Origin of the sequence: Aliikangiella marina (genome assembly GCF_007004765.1) — a bacterium.
Lineage (GTDB): Bacteria > Pseudomonadota > Gammaproteobacteria > Enterobacterales > Kangiellaceae > Aliikangiella > Aliikangiella marina.
In genome coordinates, this window is the sequence record NZ_VIKR01000004.1 from 88,106 (window position 1) to 106,987 (window position 18,882).

General features: G+C 41.4%; 12 protein-coding genes. 7 read left to right on the forward strand and 5 right to left on the reverse strand.

All coding sequences use genetic code 11. The features are described 5' to 3' along the window. The first annotated feature begins 37 nt into the window (after positions 1–37). The 3 genes from FLL45_RS15175 (at position 38) to FLL45_RS15185 (ending at position 5,574) form a co-directional block, all read left to right on the forward strand. Positions 38–1,681 (forward strand): VRR-NUC domain-containing protein, encoded by a 1,644-nt coding sequence (locus FLL45_RS15175; protein ID WP_142942920.1) that lies wholly within the window; start codon positions 38–40, stop codon positions 1,679–1,681. After that, a complete protein-coding gene (locus tag FLL45_RS15180; RefSeq protein ID WP_142942921.1) occupies positions 1,668–4,127 on the forward strand; it encodes an ATP-dependent DNA helicase in 2,460 nt (819 codons plus the stop codon). Before FLL45_RS15175 ends, FLL45_RS15180 begins: the two co-directional genes overlap by 14 nt. 196 nt (positions 4,128–4,323) lie before the next feature. Beyond that, positions 4,324–5,574 carry an MFS transporter gene (locus FLL45_RS15185; protein ID WP_210247210.1) on the forward strand — a complete coding sequence of 417 codons (1,251 nt, stop codon included), beginning with the start codon at positions 4,324–4,326 and terminating at the stop codon, positions 5,572–5,574. Between the two features lie 47 nt (positions 5,575–5,621). On the opposite strand, the gene FLL45_RS15190 is transcribed toward FLL45_RS15185, so the two are convergent. Next, positions 5,622–6,971 (reverse strand): TolB family protein, encoded by a 1,350-nt coding sequence (locus tag FLL45_RS15190; RefSeq protein ID WP_142942923.1) that lies wholly within the window; start codon positions 6,969–6,971, stop codon positions 5,622–5,624. A 264-nt stretch (positions 6,972–7,235) separates the two neighbouring features. Between FLL45_RS15190 and FLL45_RS15195 the strand changes: the two genes are divergently transcribed. Together FLL45_RS15195 and FLL45_RS15200 are read left to right on the forward strand one after the other, a co-directional pair. Continuing rightward, positions 7,236–7,790, forward strand: coding sequence for a thioredoxin family protein (locus FLL45_RS15195; protein WP_142942924.1), 555 nt, complete (start codon positions 7,236–7,238; stop codon positions 7,788–7,790). A 65-nt stretch (positions 7,791–7,855) separates the two neighbouring features. Then, positions 7,856–9,145 (forward strand): M20/M25/M40 family metallo-hydrolase, encoded by a 1,290-nt coding sequence (locus FLL45_RS15200; protein WP_142942925.1) that lies wholly within the window; start codon positions 7,856–7,858, stop codon positions 9,143–9,145. 108 nt (positions 9,146–9,253) lie between these two features. On the opposite strand, the gene FLL45_RS15205 is transcribed toward FLL45_RS15200, so the two are convergent. From FLL45_RS15205 to FLL45_RS15215, 3 genes are all read right to left on the reverse strand, one after another. Next, positions 9,254–9,685 carry a hypothetical protein gene (locus FLL45_RS15205; protein ID WP_142942926.1) on the reverse strand — a complete coding sequence of 144 codons (432 nt, stop codon included), beginning with the start codon at positions 9,683–9,685 and terminating at the stop codon, positions 9,254–9,256. A 47-nt stretch (positions 9,686–9,732) separates the two neighbouring features. Further along, positions 9,733–12,159 (reverse strand): tetratricopeptide repeat protein, encoded by a 2,427-nt coding sequence (locus FLL45_RS15210; protein WP_142942927.1) that lies wholly within the window; start codon positions 12,157–12,159, stop codon positions 9,733–9,735. A gap of 210 nt (positions 12,160–12,369) precedes the next feature. Further along, positions 12,370–13,647, reverse strand: coding sequence for a CaiB/BaiF CoA transferase family protein (locus FLL45_RS15215; protein ID WP_142942928.1), 1,278 nt, complete (start codon positions 13,645–13,647; stop codon positions 12,370–12,372). A gap of 267 nt (positions 13,648–13,914) precedes the next feature. On the opposite strand from FLL45_RS15215, the gene FLL45_RS15220 reads away from it, so the two are divergent. Then, positions 13,915–17,430 carry an EAL domain-containing protein gene (locus FLL45_RS15220; protein ID WP_185964487.1) on the forward strand — a complete coding sequence of 1,172 codons (3,516 nt, stop codon included), beginning with the start codon at positions 13,915–13,917 and terminating at the stop codon, positions 17,428–17,430. Further along, positions 17,405–18,145 carry a hypothetical protein gene (locus FLL45_RS15225; protein ID WP_142942930.1) on the forward strand — a complete coding sequence of 247 codons (741 nt, stop codon included), beginning with the start codon at positions 17,405–17,407 and terminating at the stop codon, positions 18,143–18,145. The genes FLL45_RS15220 and FLL45_RS15225 overlap by 26 nt, the downstream gene beginning before the upstream one ends. A 51-nt stretch (positions 18,146–18,196) precedes the next feature. Here FLL45_RS15225 and FLL45_RS15230 read toward each other — a convergent pair whose 3' ends face one another. After that, complete coding sequence (locus FLL45_RS15230) at positions 18,197–18,877, reverse strand: vWA domain-containing protein (protein WP_246075841.1); 681 nt, start codon at positions 18,875–18,877, stop codon at positions 18,197–18,199. Positions 18,878–18,882: the final 5 nt, after the last annotated feature.

The window sequence follows — 18,882 nt, forward strand, 5'->3', positions numbered from 1 at the left end:
TAGAATGAATTGATTCCAGATATTTAGAATTGTGCCAGTGATCGAATTACCTCAAGGCTATTATTTAACCAACTTTCTAGAGCTCGTCGACTACGTCTATGAACAATATAACGACTTGCTTAATAAGCAAGAAACTGAGTTTTACCTCAATTTCAAATCACTCACAAAAGAAGCGCAATTCCTTTACGTCAGAATGCTCACTCGTAAAGGTTTAGTATTTCGCGAAAGCAAGCTCAACTACCAAGAAATCAAGGATATTCAGTCTGCGAGCAAAACATTGAGCAAGGCTTCGTTAGTTGAGTTAAACCCACCACTCGCTGCAGAGAGTCTGATTCCCGTATTTAGTAAACCCGAGTGGATTTCAATTCTTAAACAATTAGAACTCGATAAAGAAACTATCGTATCGATAAAAAAACTTTCAAGGGGAGCACTTGATGAAATGCTCATCGAGCTGGACAAAGAATTTGATCTCTATACGTTAATCGATGAGCCAATAATACTATTGTCACAATTTGAAGCTTTTGAAACCTTCAAACTACTTTTTTTCGGCAATCTTAATCAAGATCTGACCGATTTTGTATTACGCGATTTGGGACTCTATCGATTCGAATCCTATCAAATCGACAGAAACTCGCGGCTTTTTTCAAGTCGCGAACAAATAGAGAATTATCTGAATTACTATCAAGTACTTGAAGGTTTAGACGAGGCACTTCAAGGAGACTGTAAGGCAATTATCAACTTTCATCAGCTTTTACCGCAAGTTGAGGCTACCGACAACACGTTAATGCGTCGTGTACAGCGCGTTAACATCAGCTTAGCTCGTCAGCTTGAGAGACTTGCGTCGCTCGACCAGGCTTTATCAATTTATAGGGAGAATTCACTCGAACCATCAAGAGAAAGGCAAGCAAGAATTCTTTTAAAACAAAATAAAGTTGATCGCTCCCTCGAAATTTGTCAGCAAATCATCAACGCACCACGCTCAGAGAGCGAGCTAATTTTTGCTCAAGAGTTTGGATTTCGAGCTGCAAAAAAACATAAAATAAAATGGCCGCAACCCGATGGATACAAGCCGCCTCAGGAAACCATTTCGATACCACAAACTGAGGACAATGTCGAAATCAGTGCTCGCCAATATTTCTCACAGTATGGCGAGTGCTTTTATATTGAAAATGGGTTGTTTTTAAGCGTTTTCGGCTTGCACTATTGGCCACTATTTTTCGCGCCGATTAAAGGTGCTTTTACTAACCCATTCCAGTTTAGACCTCATGATTTGTATGAAGATGATTTCCTAAAAAAACGCCAAGATATCTATCAAAAACTATCGTTAACTGTCGATAATATGCAGGATAATATTGAAAACTATTTAAACCGAATATCCGAAAAACAAGGAACATCGACACCTTTTGTTTTTTGGGAACTTTTAACGAAAGACTTGTTAGAGTTCGCCTTTGAACATATTCCGGGGACACACTGGAAACAAATATTTGACAGAATCTTTTTGGATATCAAAGCAAACCGCTCAGGGTTTCCTGATTTAATCTTGTTTCCTGCAGAAGGCGGTTATGAATTAATTGAAATAAAAGGGCCAGGTGATAAGCTCCAGAAAAACCAGCTCCGTTGGATGAAGTACTTTGCTAAGCATGATATCCCGCACAAGGTCGTAAACGTTGAGTGGCAGTAAAAAAGAAATCAAACTATCGGTAAGGACTCTGGTCGAGTTTAGTGCGCGCTCCGGTGATCTTTTTTCTGAATCTAGCTTTGGGCCGAGTGCGAAAGAAGGTATCAAGGGACATCAAACCCTTCAGAATTCGCGAAATAGCGAGTGGGAAAAAGAATTTGCAGTAAAACAAACCATAGAATACAAGAACTACTCGGTCACTCTCGGGGGGAGAATTGACCTAGTTAATCGAGTGCAATCACCTGCTATTGTTGAAGAAATTAAGACGACCTATTTCGATCAAGAAGATATACCGCAAGAAAAAATAATATTACATTTAGCCCAGACCACTGTTTATTGCTATTTGCTGCATCTCGAACAAACCCAGTCAGCGGAAGCACTCAACCCAGAGCAAACCTATGTACTTAAAACAACTTGGTTTAATTTATTAGACAATAGTGAGTTTTCATCGGAACAGTCAATCACTTCTCTTGAGGCGAAAAAAATCACCGAAAACTATCTTGATATTTATTTAACATGGTTTTCGGCTGTAGAAGAACGTCAACTCATTGTCCGAGACTCTGCAAAGACAATCGCTTTTCCTTATACGGAATATCGTACGGGCCAACACTATTTTGCTAAGGCTGTTTACCAGACGATAAAAGACAAAAAACAGTTACTTGTTGAAGCCCCGACGGGTTCCGGTAAAACGATGAGTACATTGTTCGCTAGTAGCAAAGCCATTGGCGAGGGCATAATAGCTCAGATTGTCTACCTTACCGCTAAAGGTTCCGGGCAGCAAGCAGCTCTAAAGAACACCCAAAAATTGATCGAGAGTGGCCTTGAAATTGACTATGTTGTATTACAGGCAAAAGATAAGGCTTGCCCATGCCGCTCTTCGAAAGAATCAATTCGCCAGACATGTGATAACGGTAAGGGAGTGTGCTCTCGCACCATAGGTTTTTTCGATCGGTTACCACAGGCACGCTTGGCTTGCTTAGAAGCAGCCTATTTAAGCAGCGAGAAAATTCAGGAAATCGCAGCGGCAAATCATATCTGCCCATTTGAGCTAAGCCTACAAATGGTTCGATGGTCTTCCATTGTGATTTGCGACTTCAACTATTTTCTTGACCCAATGGTGAGGCTATCAGCGTTTGATGACAACATTAATCAACGAGTACTTTTGATTGATGAGTATCACAACTTGATTGAACGCTCGCGAGGAATGTATTCCGCTGAGTTAACGAGTGCACCCGCTCACGCGATACTTCGCCAATTGAAAAAAAATTCACCGTTGAAGTCTCCAATCAAACGGTATCTCGAGCAACTGGTTCAATTAACGAATCCGCAGGAAAATTTATTCTCAGTAACTCAGCAAAAGCGTAGCGACGATACAGATCAAGTTATAGAATCGCCGCCAGAAGTACTTAAGTTTTGTTTAGAGCACCTATTTGAAGAAGTGAGCAATGAGTCTCTAAGTGACGGTTTCGCAGGCGGAATGAACAATCATCAAATTGAAGGTTTTCATGATTGGTTGAAAAGTCTCTATCGTTATTACTTTATAAGTGAACTTTATAGCGAAGACCACAAAACAATCATTTCCGGTACTCGCTCTACTTCGTCCCAAAAGCTGGCTGTATCGCTTAAACTGCTGTGTCTCGACCCAGCGAGTTACCTTACTAAGAAGTATCAATCCGCTCGCGCATTAATTGGGTTTTCCGCAACTGTCACACCGCTCGATTACTACAGTCAAGTTACAGGGTTATCGGAAGATTCGGTCAAACTAAAGCTCCCTCCGGTGTTTCCGATCGAGAACCAATTAACAGTGCGTTGTGACTTTATCGATACCCGATGGAAACATCGAGATAGTTCTATCAGCCTCTTGTGCGACTTAATACTTTCAACGATACACGCGAAACCTGGTAAATATTTAGTATTTCTTCCTTCATATGCGTACCTTACCCAGTGTTACGATCACTTTGTGCAAGCTAATCAGGAAATAAGCACTATCAAACAACAAAAAAACAGCACCGATAAAGAAAAATCAACCTTTCTCAAAGCGTTTTTTGAGTGCGCTGATAGTTTACTTGGCTTTGCAATCTTGGGTGGTGTTTTTGGTGAAGGCGTCGACTTTAGTGGCGAAGCATTAGATGGCGTGATTGTTATCGGTGCCGGAATGCCGCAACCATCGTTAGAGCAAAACCTTATTGAACAACATATCGAGGATAAGGGATTTAATGGTTTTAAATACAACTATCAGTTTCCCGGGTTTACTCGAGTAAAACAAACTGCTGGCCGAGTAATTCGCTCAGAAACCGATAAAGGTGTGGTTATCTTGGTGGACCCTCGATTTCGGCGGCTAGACTATCAAAACTTAATGCCAGATAACTGGCATGTCAGGCCTTGTTCAAACCTCGAGCAAGTTCAACACACACTGGAGCAATTTTGGCGATCTTCAGGTGATAACTAAGTCAGAACAGTCGTATCATTTGATCAATCACTTAAACGCGGCTTAAGCCGTGCCGATGTCAAAGGAGACGCTATACTTTTTGGCACGATGACGTTACTACTAACAAATTGTTTACCCGCCTGACAAAGGTTAAACTGAGTGTCATTGCCCTTTACGTTTTCGAGACATACCGCAATATTCAGAGGCCTAATTAATCGTGAGCAGAACAACTACTAATTACCTTACCCTACTCGCGATTATTTTTGCGGGAGAAATCATTTTTAGTTTGCCCTTCCATATTACGCGATTTTTTAGACCGACCTTTCTCGAAGTTTTCAATTTGTCGAATACACAGCTCGGCGACATTTTTGCTGTCTATGGAATAGTCGCGATGCTGGCCTACTTTCCCGGTGGCGTTATTGCTGACCATTTTTCTGCTCGTAAGCTAATTGTATTTTCATTAATTACTACCGCCTTGGGTGGTTTTTATCTATACACTTTACCGGATCAAAAATCATTGTTCTTCTTATTTGGTTTTTTTGGATTAACCAGTATATTACTGTTTTGGGCTGCTATCATTAAGGCAACGCGCGAATGGGGAGGTCACGGCTCTCAAGGAATTGCCTTCGGTTTATTGGACGGCGGTAGAGGTTTAGTTGCTAGTATCGCCGCTTCTGTCGGTGTATTAATATTTAGTCTCACGGTTGAAACTGAGCTAGATGAACCGAGCCTGCTAAAACAAGGATTACAATCAGTGATCCTGTACTATAGTTTTTTAACTTTACTGGCAGCACTTTTTGTTTGGTTATTAGTTGAAGAACCCAGCAACGATAAAGCAAGCTTCTCTCAACTTCCCAATGACCTAAGCCAAGTCATCAGAACGCCGACGGTATGGTTACAAGGTGCAATCATTGTAGCGGCTTACTGCGGCTATAAAGCGTTGGATAATTATGGTATTTATGCTGTAGAAGTACTCAAGATGAATCAAGTTGAAGCCGCCGAATTTACTGCCTTAGGGAGCTACTTACGGCCTATCGCGGCAATTACCGCGGGCTTTATCGCCGATCGCTTTTTCTCCAGCAGAACTATCGCTTTTATGTTTGCTGTTGTTGCAGTCGCGTTTGTGGTTTTAGCATTTATCTCTCCTCAAAACACCAATCAACTGTTTATACTCGCTAATCTACTCATTACTTTTGCAGCAGTTTACGGCTTACGAGGTGTTTACTTTGCTTTAGTTGAAGAATCGGGCGTCACACTAACGCAAACCGGCACAGTGGTTGGTCTTGTATCGTTAATTGGTTATACACCCGATATTTTTTTCGCGCCTATTACGGGAAGAATTCTAGATGCAGCACCAGGCATTGAAGGGTTTCAACATTATTTTTTATTGCTTTCTATCATTTCTTGTTTGGGGATAGGGCTAAGCGTTATTTTTGCAAAAAGAATATCGTTGGATCGAACTGAATAGTATCAGATGGCTTTATCTCGAGAATTCTCCAGCTAGCTCATCAGTGTTTAGTTGAGCCAGCGAAATTCACTGTCACGTGCGGGGGATTCAATGATAGGAATAAGAAAACCTGGATTGCTTATTTCAATAAGATAAATATTTAAATTGCGATGATTGCTATCGAGCGAGCGACTGAATGCCAACCACTTCCCATCCGAACTCCATTGTGGATACCAATTAAATCCATCTTTTACAACCCACTGAATATCACCGGGGTTATTAATATTGACTAGGCCAATCCTAGAACGCATTTTACCACTGGAATAAAATGCAATCTTCCTGCCGTCTGGTGAGACTTGGCCTCCGGCATTATATCCAGGCTCATTGGTTAATTGACGAATTATTGCCCCCATCTCGTCCAACAAGTAAACTTGAGCGTTATCCCCTCTTTTCAAAGTCGTAATCACGCGAGCCCCGCTGTTGTCCCAAACTATTCCTGTTGAGTTTCCTGGTTCGGTCGATGTCCATTGAACAATCTCACTGGTGCGAGTATCGAGCCGAAAAAAACGTGTCCGTTGGTTTTCCACGTTACTGGCTCGCCAAGAAGTAAAATAGACGAACTCTTTTTGTGGCGAAAAAGATGCTAAGTAGTCATGAGCAATATGAGTGGTTAGCTGCCGTTCGGTGCCAGTGATCAGGTCTAACATAAAAACATCTAAATTGTCATTACGTCGAGACTGAAATAATAGTCGTTTACTGTCTCCAGAAATGACTGGCCAGTTATCATCAGCAAGATTATTGGTTAGATTTTTACTTGCACCACTTAAATAATTAGCTAAGTAGATTTCTGAATTACCCGATCGGTTAGAAGAAAATACGAATGGCTTAAGTGGCAAGTTGCTTTGATAAAAACCCACCAGCGTTTCGATATTACGCCATGATTGAGTAACCCTTAGCTCGCGTTGCTTAAAACTAAAATTGTTGATACCTGCCTGGTCATAAATATCTTTTAGGCTGCCCTGCGAATTTTGGAATTTAATTAGTTCTGGGATAAATTTTTCCAGAGCCGCTATATAGCGTTCGAAATTTATCTGAAAAATCTTCGGCGTATCGGCGAGTTCGAGCTTCTTTAAACTACTCACATAGCGTTCCACAGCTTGATAAACTGACTGCGATTCAGCCTGATGATTTCTAATTGTCGCCAAGCGAGTCTCTTCATCGAGTACTTGTTGAATAGCGGCTTGCCAACCAATAACAATACGCTTGTCGTGATTCAAAACGGACCAGGCTTTATTTCCTGCGACCGTTGGGCTAGCACTATTGTCAGTAACGCTTATCTCGTTATCAGCGGCACCTAGATGCAAACCAGAAGCACCGACGCAGAGCATGAATAGAGATTTCAAAGTAATTTTAAGCATATAAGAATCACTTATCGCTAGGCCAACTCAGTAAAACTTTCTGATTTCATGTTAACTAAACTTAAAAGCTATTTAATATTGGGCTTGAGAAAACTAATATTTTCAACCTTTCATTCAGCGAAACTCAAATTCTGTAAGCAAAATCAAAGTTCTGCGATAAGACTAAATAACCAACAATCATCAAAAGTCAGTTGAATTAATCAAACCCTCAGTATACCTTACAATAAAAGTTTAATGTGATGAATCAATCCAGGAATCACGATAATGTCATTGACACCGTCCAATATGCTTCCACTGGGAACTGTTGCTCCTGATTTTAAACTCCTTGATCCTCGAGATGGTCAGTTAAAAACCTTATCCGAGCTCAAAGGCGCCCAGGGCACCCTGATAATGTTTGTGTGCAATCACTGCCCTTTTGTTGTTCATATTGAAAGTGCTATGGCTGACTTGGGCCGAGAATACGCTGACAAAGCAATCAACTTTGTGGCAATTAGCGCGAATGATGTCATCGCATACCCACAAGATTCACCGGAAAAAATGGCGCAAAAGGCGACAGAGCTAGACTATCGATTTCCATACCTATACGATGAGTCACAAGAGACGGCCAGAGCTTATCAGGCAGCATGCACACCAGATTTTTTTCTTTTTGACGGTGAACTACGCTGCGTTTATCGCGGACGATTTGATGGCTCGACTCCTGGCAATGGGGTAGCGGTAACAGGATCTGACATTAAAGCGGCACTGAATGCGCTTGAATCTAATCAGCCAATTGAACAAAAACAGTATCCAAGCATGGGCTGCAACATTAAGTGGCGGTAGCAACCGACCGCCTTGGGTTTCAGACATCAATCAATAACAAACGCCTTCCAAGTCGAGAGATTTAAATGAAATATTTTACTTTTTTAATCGCACTTTCATTGTTGAGTTTTGCGCTACCCAGTTGGGCGCTCGACGAAAATGAACAAGCAATCCGAACTATCATCGAGAAAAACCTCGCTACGGCCGAAAAAGATTTAAAGTCCGTTGTCGATATGAATAGTGGCACAATGAATTTTAAAGGTGTAAAAGCGGTGGGCATGTTTTTCAAAGACCGATTTGATGCAATCGGCTTTGAAACAGAATGGCAAGACGGCAAAGCTTTTAATCGTGCGGGACATTTAGTAGCAAGCTATGGGAAACAGGGCCCACGGGTGCTTTTGATCGGACACCTCGATACGGTTTTTCCAAATAACAGTCAATTTCAGAGATACCAACCTTTAGGTAATAATAAAGTCAAAGGGCCGGGGATTACCGATATGAAAGGTGGTAACGTCATCATGCTTTATGCATTGAAAGCACTCAAGGATTCGGGGGCCCTGGATAGACTAAGCGTCAAAGTTGTACTTACCGGAGATGAAGAAAGTAGTGGAAAGCCATTAAAAAAATCTAAACAAGCAATAGTCGATGCTGCTAAATGGGCTGACTATGCTATTGGTTTTGAAGACGGCGATGGTGATATAAAAACGGCGGTCATTGCGAGAAGAGGCGCCATAAACTGGCGCTTAGAAGTCACCGGTAAACCAGCCCACTCTTCGCAAATTTTTAGAGAGGATATCGGCGATGGTGCAATATTTGAAGCCGCTCGCATTCTCAATGAGTTTCGCACTCAATTGTCAACTCAGAAAAATCTGACGTTTAATCCAGGAATGATTGTTGGCGGAACAACAACCGCATTTGATGGCCAAACAAACCAAGGTTCAGCTTTTGGAAAAACCAATATCATTGCGAAAACCGCGTTGATTACCGGCGATATTCGAGCGGTTTCACCAGAACAACTCACGCAAGCCAAAACGGTCATGCAAAAAATCGTGGCAAAGAGTCTTGCCCACACTCAATCCACTCTAAGTTTCTCCAATGGATATCCGCCAATGGCTCCTTCCGATGGCAATAAACAACTGTTAGCCCTCTATAATCAAGTTAGTCTCGATTTAGGGCATGGGCGGGTAATTGCTGTTGATCCAAGAAGAGCTGGTGCTGCAGATATTTCTTTTGCTGCAAACCATGTAAAAATGGCGCTAGATGGCTTGGGATTAATGGGCGAAGGCGGCCACACGAAAGACGAAGTCGCTGACATGACTAGTTTTATAAAGAACATGGAAAAGGCTGCAATATTGCTGTATCGGTTAGCGAATTGATTCCCTCGTATCGTTCGTTTATTAAGGCTCGTATTGCGCTAGTGACGAGCCTTCAATTAGCGTTAGTCAACGATTGCACTGAACCGTATTTTAGTTATGACCCACCAATTATGATCGGCCCCCTTTGATAACTACCCTCGGGTCGGTTCCGTTGGCGCACTTTTTTAATTTAACCAAATAAGTATATTCCTGACCCGGCGAGACATCTTCTTTAATTTTACACTTTTGTTTCGAGGCTTTGTAATTTTTACCACAGTTATCTTTTAAAGGAGAGTCGCCAGAAAACTTTAGTTTAAACTTATCATTGCCAGGTAGAATCCAAGTAATAAAATCGCCTTTTGCAGCACACACGCAGGCTGAATCTCCGGCACACTGTCCAGCATCACATCCATTATCGGCGCTGGACATCGAAACCGTGCACTGACTCTCCGTCATACTGATCGCTATATCTTCAGCAAATGCACGACCACTGAACACGACAAAAAACGTTAGAATAATTCCTAGCGTTCTATTTTTACGATAGTTAAAACGAATATTCATCTTTGATAGCTCCTATTTTTAATATTCCATATTTTTATCGAGATAAATTATTGCAATGTTCCCAATTGATTCTTAATCTGAGAAAACTGAATATCTTTTTCAATTCTTTCACGCGGGTATCCATGATTTAACGCTAGCTTTATTTTTTCCAATGCAAGCGATTTATCCTCACAAATAAGAGCGGCTAACGCCAAGTCATAATAGAAGTAAGGATCTCGCCACTCATTCACCGAAAGCTCTCGAATACTTTGCATAGCTGCTTTGCACCGCCTCAATTCCGCATTAATTCTCGCCACCCCGCCCAGCACAACAAAATCTTTGGGATTAACTTGAAGTTTTTGTTGAGCCGCGTCATAGGCTCTTTGAAAAGATTCGATTGAGGCTTCTTTTTTATCAGCAAACTTTTGAGCTTCTGCCAAATTTATCCAAAGAAAGTGATCGTTCGGATTGAGAGATACCGCCTTAGCATAATTATCAATCGCACTTTGATAATCTTCTGATATAAACGAAACGATTCCAATGTTAGTGTAGGCGTTAGCAGTGGGTTGAATCGCCAATGAACGTTTCCATGCGGCAACCGCCAAATCTGTTTTAACCGCTAAATAATAAGCACCTCCTAAACTATTGAAAGCATCCGATGAGTTAGGTCTTAATAAGGTAACTTTTTTAAATTGTTCAATCGCTCCTTCATAATCACCTATTTCAAATAGAAAATTTCCAAATTGACGATAATTTTGCCAATAACCCGGCTCTATTCGAACAAGGCGCTTGAAGAGTTGTCTTGCCGATTCATATTCTCCTAAATTGGATTTGCTATTGGCTAAACCGGATATCGCATTGAGGTTATCTGTATCTTTTTCTAGTGCTTGTTGATAAAAGTCAATGGCGATGAGATCTTCTCCTTTTAACTGGTTCAGATCACCTAGTGCAATCAGACCTTCTTCGCGAAGATTACCTAACGCCAGTAAACCACCACAATGCTCATTGGCAGATTTAAAACTGTCAACACTCATACTCTCAACATACTCATTTAAGAAAGTTTGACATAAACCCGCTGTAGCCAGTGAAAACTTTGGATCAAACTCTAACGCTTCTAAAAAGTGACGTTTAGCCACTTGGATATTTTCTGAGTTGAGCGAAGCTTGGCTTAGCGCGTCCTTTCCCTGAATGTAACTGTCATAAGCTTTGAAGTCATCGGTGTTAATCACGAGCAAATTTTCAACATCATCTTGTTTGCTTAGTAATGAAAGTGCATTAAATATTTGACGATTAATTTCTTTCTGAAGTCCCAATAGATCCTGCGAACTTCCATCAACATTAGAGCTCCACACTTGATGTGAAGTGAGTGTATCGCTCAAGCTAAAAATCACTTTGACCTGATCGTTGCTTCCGTAAACTCGACCATCTAATAGATAATGAGCCCCTAATAATGCCGCATAAGCTTCTAGTTTGGTATCCGGTGGAAGTTCATTGATCGCTCGATGTGAAACTAGCTTGAAATTGCTCTGCGTAGATAACGCATGGATAAGCTCGGACTGGAGTGTCGATTTAAAATACTCAGGTAGCTTTACTGCGTCGTCAAATTGAAATTTTGGTATCGCAACAAGGTCCTCTTGCAACGGCGCTTTTTGCAATGTACCCGAGATCTGAGCAATTGAATCGCTGGCTTCCAATTCAATCGACTCTATCAGATAAAACGATAACCAACCGACCGCTAAAGACATCAAACCAATAAACCCAAAATCGACGATAAGCTGTCGATAAAAAAAGTTTTTGTCCGAACCGCTATTTTTCCTCGCTAGCAATAGCTTCTTAATTTTAATTTCTTTTAACCAAGTGTATAAAAGCGTAATCGGTAGTCCGACCACCAAAATAAGTACGGCTAGTTTAAGCCCCCATTCAGGCACATTAAAAATCGGAAAAATAATGTCAAAAATTTGAATAAGAACCCATATCGACACTAAAAAAGCGATACTCACGCTAAACAGTTTTGAGTTTTTAAGAACCGCTAATGACAAATGCCAATGATTATCTTTGTTAATTGAACGATTTGAGTTTTGCGGCGAAGCACTGAGTGGCCAAACATTGGGATAAAGCACCTTGTCATCACTTGGGGCAACTTTGGCGATAAGCCGGTAGCCTTTTCTTGGCATCGTTTGGATAAAAGCAGGACATTCTTTATGATCGTCGAGCGCTTGACGGATTTCACTAATCACATGAGTTAAATTGGCCCGACTAGAAGTTGCATCTCCCCATCCAAAGACCAGTAATTGCTCAGAGGAAATGAGTCGATTATGATTTTGACAAAGAAATAGCAATACCTCCATGGCTTTGGGAGGTAAATGACGGTGTTGCCCGTGGCAAATTATTGCGCCGTCTTGAGGGAGTACAACTACGTCGTCAAGCTTGAATCCTTTACGTAAACTCGGGTCAATACGGAACTGCTGGTTTTTGCGGCGCTCGCCGTTTTCCATTTAGCACTCCCGCTCACTCAACTTCACCATTCCATTGCAATAGAATAATCTTATCCTGAGAGAGCCTGATATTCGGTTTTAGTTTTTTATTGCTTTTTGAGAACCTGAATACAGTCTAGGGTGATTTATTTCAAAGCGCGATGAATTAGTCTGTTTATAACCTCATTTTATATAATAGCTTAATGTTAATAACTTTATGAGATAAATGATTTAAAGGAATTCATCATTATGCTCTCCTAGCTTCGGCGGAGGTCGATTGTATTCGACTGAGGTTTTGGAGAAGTTAACTGGATTTGCAACGGTTGGAATTGGGCCTCTATCGCTCGTGGGTAGATACTTGACTAATTTTCGTGCGGCAACTTGTTCATGACTAAACATCTCACTGATGTTATTAATCGGGGCGCAGGGAATTTTAAGTGAGTCAAGCTGAGCCAGCCAGTGCTCGCATGATGCTTGAACGAGCTGTTTTTCTATTATTGAAATTAATTCCTCGCGGTTTTTTACGCGCGCTTCATTTGACTTAAATCGTAGGTCGACTGCACAGGTTTCGATACCAAGCAGCTGACAAAGCTTTTGAAACTGACTATCGTTACCAACGGCTAACACAAATTGACCATCAGCCGCATTTACTGCTTGATAGGGAACAATATTAGGGTGTCCGGTTCCATGTCGAACTGGCACGTTCCCACCAACAAGATAGTTCATCGTTTGATTCGCTAAGCCTGCAACCATACAATCTAAAAGCGCTAAATCAATATATTGTCCTTCACCATGTTGTTCTCGATAGAGTAGTGCTGCTTGGATAGCATTGGCTGCATATAAACCCGTCATCAAATCCGCGACCGCAACACCGACTTTCTGCGGCCCTCCCCCAGGCACATTATCAGCTTCACCAGTAATGCTCATCAGGCCAGACATTGCCTGAATCGCTAAGTCATATCCGGCTTTCTCTGCATCTGGCCCAGTTTGACCAAAACCGGTAATTGAACAATAGATTAATTTGGGGTTCACTTTGCTCAAACTGTCATAATCAAGTCCATACTTGCTTAGTCCATTAACTTTGAAGTTTTCGACAAAAACATCAGACTCGGCAGCTAACCGCTTGACAACTTTTTGTCCTTCCTCGCTCGCAATATCGAGGGTAATCGACTTTTTGCCTCGGTTTGCCGCCAAAAAATAGGCCGCGTCTTCTCGGTTATGCCCACTTTCTCGGTTATGGCCACTTTCTCGGTTATGCCGACTTTCGCGATATCGCTCACTATCTTGGTTGTCTCGGCTATCTTGGTCGAACCGGTCAATTTGACTTGGTTGATTTTCTTGATTTTTATCAAGAAAAGGCGGGCCCCATAAACGCGTATCGTCGCCAGTTTTTGGTTTCTCGACCTTTATGACTTCAGCGCCAAAATCGGCTAGCATTTGAGTCGCCCAAGGCCCAGCCAGTATGCGACTTAAATCTAAAACTCTAATCCCTTTTAATGGTCCAGGCATAGTTTCTTTATCTCAATTATGTATATTCCGTAAGATATCTACTTGCTCATTATATTGGTGACTTTTATAACGCTAATGAACGCCCCACACAAACAAAGTTTATCGAAGTCCAAAGTCGCTGCAAATTACTTTGCAACCCCAGATATCCTAAACTAATCTTAGATGTAACTGTCTGCAATTTATATTCAATTCATGTTCAAACGCTTTCTCTGGCTCACTTTGTTGGTTGCTTTTTACCCTCTCTCGGGTAACACAGCGGATAAAGTCGTGTTGCAGCTGAAATGGGAGCATCAATTCCAGTTTGCCGGATATTACGCAGCTCAATGGCAAGGTTATTATAAAGACGCGGGGCTTGATGTCGATATTCGATCCGTTAGTGACAAGTCGGGTCGTATCCTCAAGCCGATTGAAGAAATCGCCACTAATAAAGCGCAGTTTGCTATCGGTGGCCTGGATATTTTATTAGCCCAAGACAATAACATTTCTGTTTCTGTCTTAGCACCAATTTTCCAGCGCAGCGCAGGCGCTGTTTTTGCACTAGATGAAACACCATTAAACGATGTTTCCGACCTTGCATCATTAAGAATTGCTGCGACTCCTAATGATACCACCGAGGCTGAAGTTCGTGCACTGTTGCTCTCTAGAGGCTATGCAAACAAAGATATTCAGTTTGTCGCCGAACCTCCAACAGTCAAAACTTTAATTGAAGGTAAAGCCGACGCAATTGCGACCTATGAGGTGTCAGCACTTTTTGAGGCTAAAGAACGAAATGTTAGTCTCAATAAACTGCATCCTGCTGACTTTGGTATCAGCTTCTATGGAGACACCCTTTACACCAGCTCGAGTTTTCTTGAAAACAACCCTTCAATAACCCATCGATTTGTTCAAGCCTCGTTGAAGGGTTGGCAATACGCGCTCGAGAACCCGAGTGAAATCGCCGAGCGAATCTCGCAAGAACTACCAAGATTTTTTCTAATGTACGATGACCCGCTCGCCTATAACTTGGAGTTTGCCAGTCATATCAAGGAATTACTTGATTATCCGACTACGCCAATCGGTCACCTTAATCAAAATAAATGGTTAGCAATGCATGAGCGAATCAGAGCGCAAGGGCTGGTTTACTCAATTTCACCGGCGGAATCACTATTTGGCTATTTATCACAAAACAACCAAGCAGAAGCAAGGCCCTTATTTTTATTCTCGCTGATATTATTGACGGCTATTGGATTAATAAGTTGGCATTACAAGAAAACGATTTTAACGATTCTTAGTGTGGTCGCGCTTTCATTTCTGCTCGAACAACAAGCTGAACAATATATCATCGCAGAGCAAGCAGAAGATGAAAAGCTACGCCTTTACCAAAAGCTCACTTCGACAACGGCAAAACTGGAAGGCATTCTTCGAACCAATCTTTCGATGATTACAGGTTTTGCTGCTTATATTTCAGCCTCTCCAGACTTATCAGAACAAGAGTTCTCAGCATACGCCAAAGAAATATTTAAGAAAGACCCCTTGTTAATCAATTTTGCCGCCGCAAAAGATCTCGTCATCAACTATATCTACCCGGTTGAAGGGAATGAAAAAGCGATAGGTCTTGACTACAACACAAATGCGGCTCAAAAAGAAATGGTCTTGCAAGTGGTCAATACCGGGCAATTATTGGTCGTAGGACCGATTGATTTAGTTCAAGGTGGTGTCGCATTTATCGGCAGAGCACCCATTTATACCGGTGATAGCAAACAACGAAAACTTTGGGGTATTATTTCGGCACCGATTGATGCAGAAAAACTTTACCATCGAGCTGGCATACATCAAATCGCCGCGGAGGTAAATTTAGCCATTAAAAGCTATGATTCGCTGGGCAACGATGGACCTGTGTTTTACGGAAACCCCGCTATATTTGACGATCCCAATAAAATCCAATCAGTAATTGCTGTTGGCGGTGGGACCTGGCATTTGGCATTGACGCGACGAAACCTTTCAGCACGAGAGTCGACCAATATTTTTATATTTCGCTTAGGCGTCGCCTTCTCAATACTTTTGTTGTGTGTAATGATTGCCTTTCGATTTCGACAAGAAAAGGAGAAATTAGCGCTTCAACTATCGCTCGCGGAAAACCAAAACCTCCTTGAAAAAGTGGGTGACGTTGCCAAGGTCGGAGGCTGGAAGATCGATCAATCGATGCGTTTTATCCGCTGGTCCTCTCAAACATCAGCACTGTTTGAAAAGCCTTTAAATTATAAACCTGAGTCCCTCGAAGATATTGAGGTGTTTTTTGAGCCGCAGGGTTTTGACTTGTTGCGAAAGTGTTTGCTTAACCTGTTTGAAGACGGAAAGCCTTTCGATTTAGAGTTTGAGATTCATACACCTGAAAACAGTGAGCTTTGGTTTAGAGTAATCGCTGGAATCGACCCAACAAATCCCAATTGGTTACTGGGCACAATGCAAGATGTCACTGACAAAGTTAAGGCAGCTCAGCTAATACGTCATCAAGCAACATATGACTCACTCACAGGATTGCCCAACCGGGTTTTATTTAACGATCGATTAAGTAAGTCGATAGAGTCTGCGCGACGAGTTAATAACAAGGTTGCAGTTTTGTTTATTGATCTCGACCGTTTCAAGCCCGTGAATGATAATTACGGCCACCAAGTGGGTGACGGGCTACTGGTTGAAGCAGCCAATCGGATTAAACAGTGTGTAAGAACCACGGATACTGTTTCAAGACTGAGCGGTGATGAGTTTGGCGTATTGCTGGTTAATATTAATAAATTCGAAAACGCCATACGGGTTACAGAGAATATCAATAAGGTCTTGCAACGCCCCTATCATATCAACGACAGCGACCTTCATATTAGTGCCAGTATTGGTATCTCACTATTTCCTGGTGACGGAGAATCTTCTGATTTACTCCTACGCAAAGCCGATCAAGCAATGTACGAAGTTAAACGAAGTGGGCGTAATGGCTGGCAGTTTTATACCAAAGAAATGCAACAGCGATCAGAACACCGTCATAAGTTGCTAAATGAATTAATCAATGCAATTAGCAACAACGAGCTCATTCCCTATCTACAGCCGATTAATCGGTTGACCGATAACCAAATCATAAAATGTGAAACCTTAGCTCGATGGATAAAAGCAGACGGTACTTTTGTTCCGCCTTACGAATTTATCACAATCGCGGAAGAGTCAGGATTAATTAACAAAATCGATTTAGCCATGCTCAAACAGTCAGCTAAAATCTTAATCGAACTAAATCGGGAGCAAGAGAATTTAATCGGCATGTCTGTCAACGTATCGCCAAGATTATTTCATACCAAAGATAAAGCGCTCGATAGTTGGTTATCAACCATAGCAGAGCTCAGTCAACAATTAAATCTAACTGTAGAAATAACCGAAAGATTATTAACCGATGATTCAGAAAAAGCATTAAACGTTCTCAATCAACTTAAGCAATATGGTGTAAAAATCGCAATCGATGATTTTGGAACCGGCTATTCATCGCTCAGTTATTTAGTTCGTTTCCCCGTCGATATTATTAAAATCGATCGTAGCTTTGTGGATGGTATCGGCAAGAAAGGCTCTGCAGAATCGCTGATCGAAACAATCCTCAGTATGGCAGAAAAACTCGACCTAGTCGTCGTCGCGGAAGGGATTGAAACTCAGGAGCAACTGGATTTTTTAAATAATCATCGCTGTGACTTAGGGCAAGGATTCTTTTTAGCCAAACCTATGTCGGAAACGGATTTTATCGATTATGTTGAGAAAGAAACCGTTAATTAGATTGGTATTATCACCAATTGCGCTAGTATTTATTATCGCCTTACAGACAGCGAACGCTCGAGATTTTAGTGAAGCAAGTATTAGCTATTTAAATGGCAAAAACTTTAAAGTCGAACCGGCAAAACAACAAACCTTTACCTTTGAATATGTCTACGCAAAAGACTGGTTTGATCTATTTCTCTTTATTGATAACAAAGACTATCAACCCTCCGGGAGTAATCGCTATGGCGAGATAACCCCAAGGTTTACCATTCATACTTTTGAGCAACAGTCCACATTGAAAAGACTGACGTTTGCCATGCTTTTAGAGCGCGGTAAAAATGGCATTGAGCGAAACCTATTTGGCGTAGGCGTTGATCTCAACATTCAAGGATTTCGATACTTTAATGTGCATCTTTACCAAAGAGATGATCCAGATATAGCGGGAAGTGGTAACCAAATTACGACTACTTTCGCATATCCATTTAATATCGGTGAAGCGCCCTTACTATTTGACGGTTATTTTGATTGGGTGCTCAATAGTGATGAGCAAAGCGATAATTTTCATTTTAATCCACAGCTTAAATTAGATATGAAAGCAATGTTAGAAGGCGAATACAAATGGTACATCGGAATCGAATATGACTACTGGACCAATAAATTTGGGATTCGTGATACTAATAATTTCCCCACCAATCAAAACACTTGGAGTTTCTTGGTTAAGTGGCACTTTTAGTTCATTGATAAACCAATAAAATGCCACTTTAATTTGATAGTAAGACCACGACTAATGCATAGCAATTAACGCATCAAGTCTCTCTAAATCATTGACAACTCGCCACTCACCGCCTCCTTGCTTCACACGTTCTTGCCAATGCGTTAATCGCTTTTTATAGTCCCGTGGGTCGACATTATCACTTCGCAGTTTGGTCACATTGAGGGCGACAACTTGTATCCCCTGAACATCAATTGGAAAATCTCTCACATGTCCCTTCTGTAAATCTTCCTCCAGATCAGAAAATATTAATACATACTTATCGCCTGCATTAGTTTCATTTACAAAGTCTGATGCCTGAATTAAACCGCCGGTGATATCAGTATTGCGGCTACCAAACTTAACTTGGGCAACAAATTCATCAACCTTATGTTTGAACAGTCGTTTCTGATCATTTGCAGTACTCGGTCTGATATCAAATGTTGCCTTAGCAATTATATCTTTTTCACTGAAGCTACCACTGTCGATTCGCGCAATAGCGATAGAGTCACCACTATTTAAGGTTGCTAACAAATAGTTCATTATTGCTTGCGCCTTGGCTAATTCTTGAGTATAGGTTCCAGACGTATCAAGCAACAAATAGACAGCTCTTGAGTTCGGTTTACCCTCGCCGCAACCCGCTAGTAAAACTCCCATCGTCATCATTATGGATAACATTAACCGTGTTTTTACATTACCTTTAGATTGGCTCATCGTTT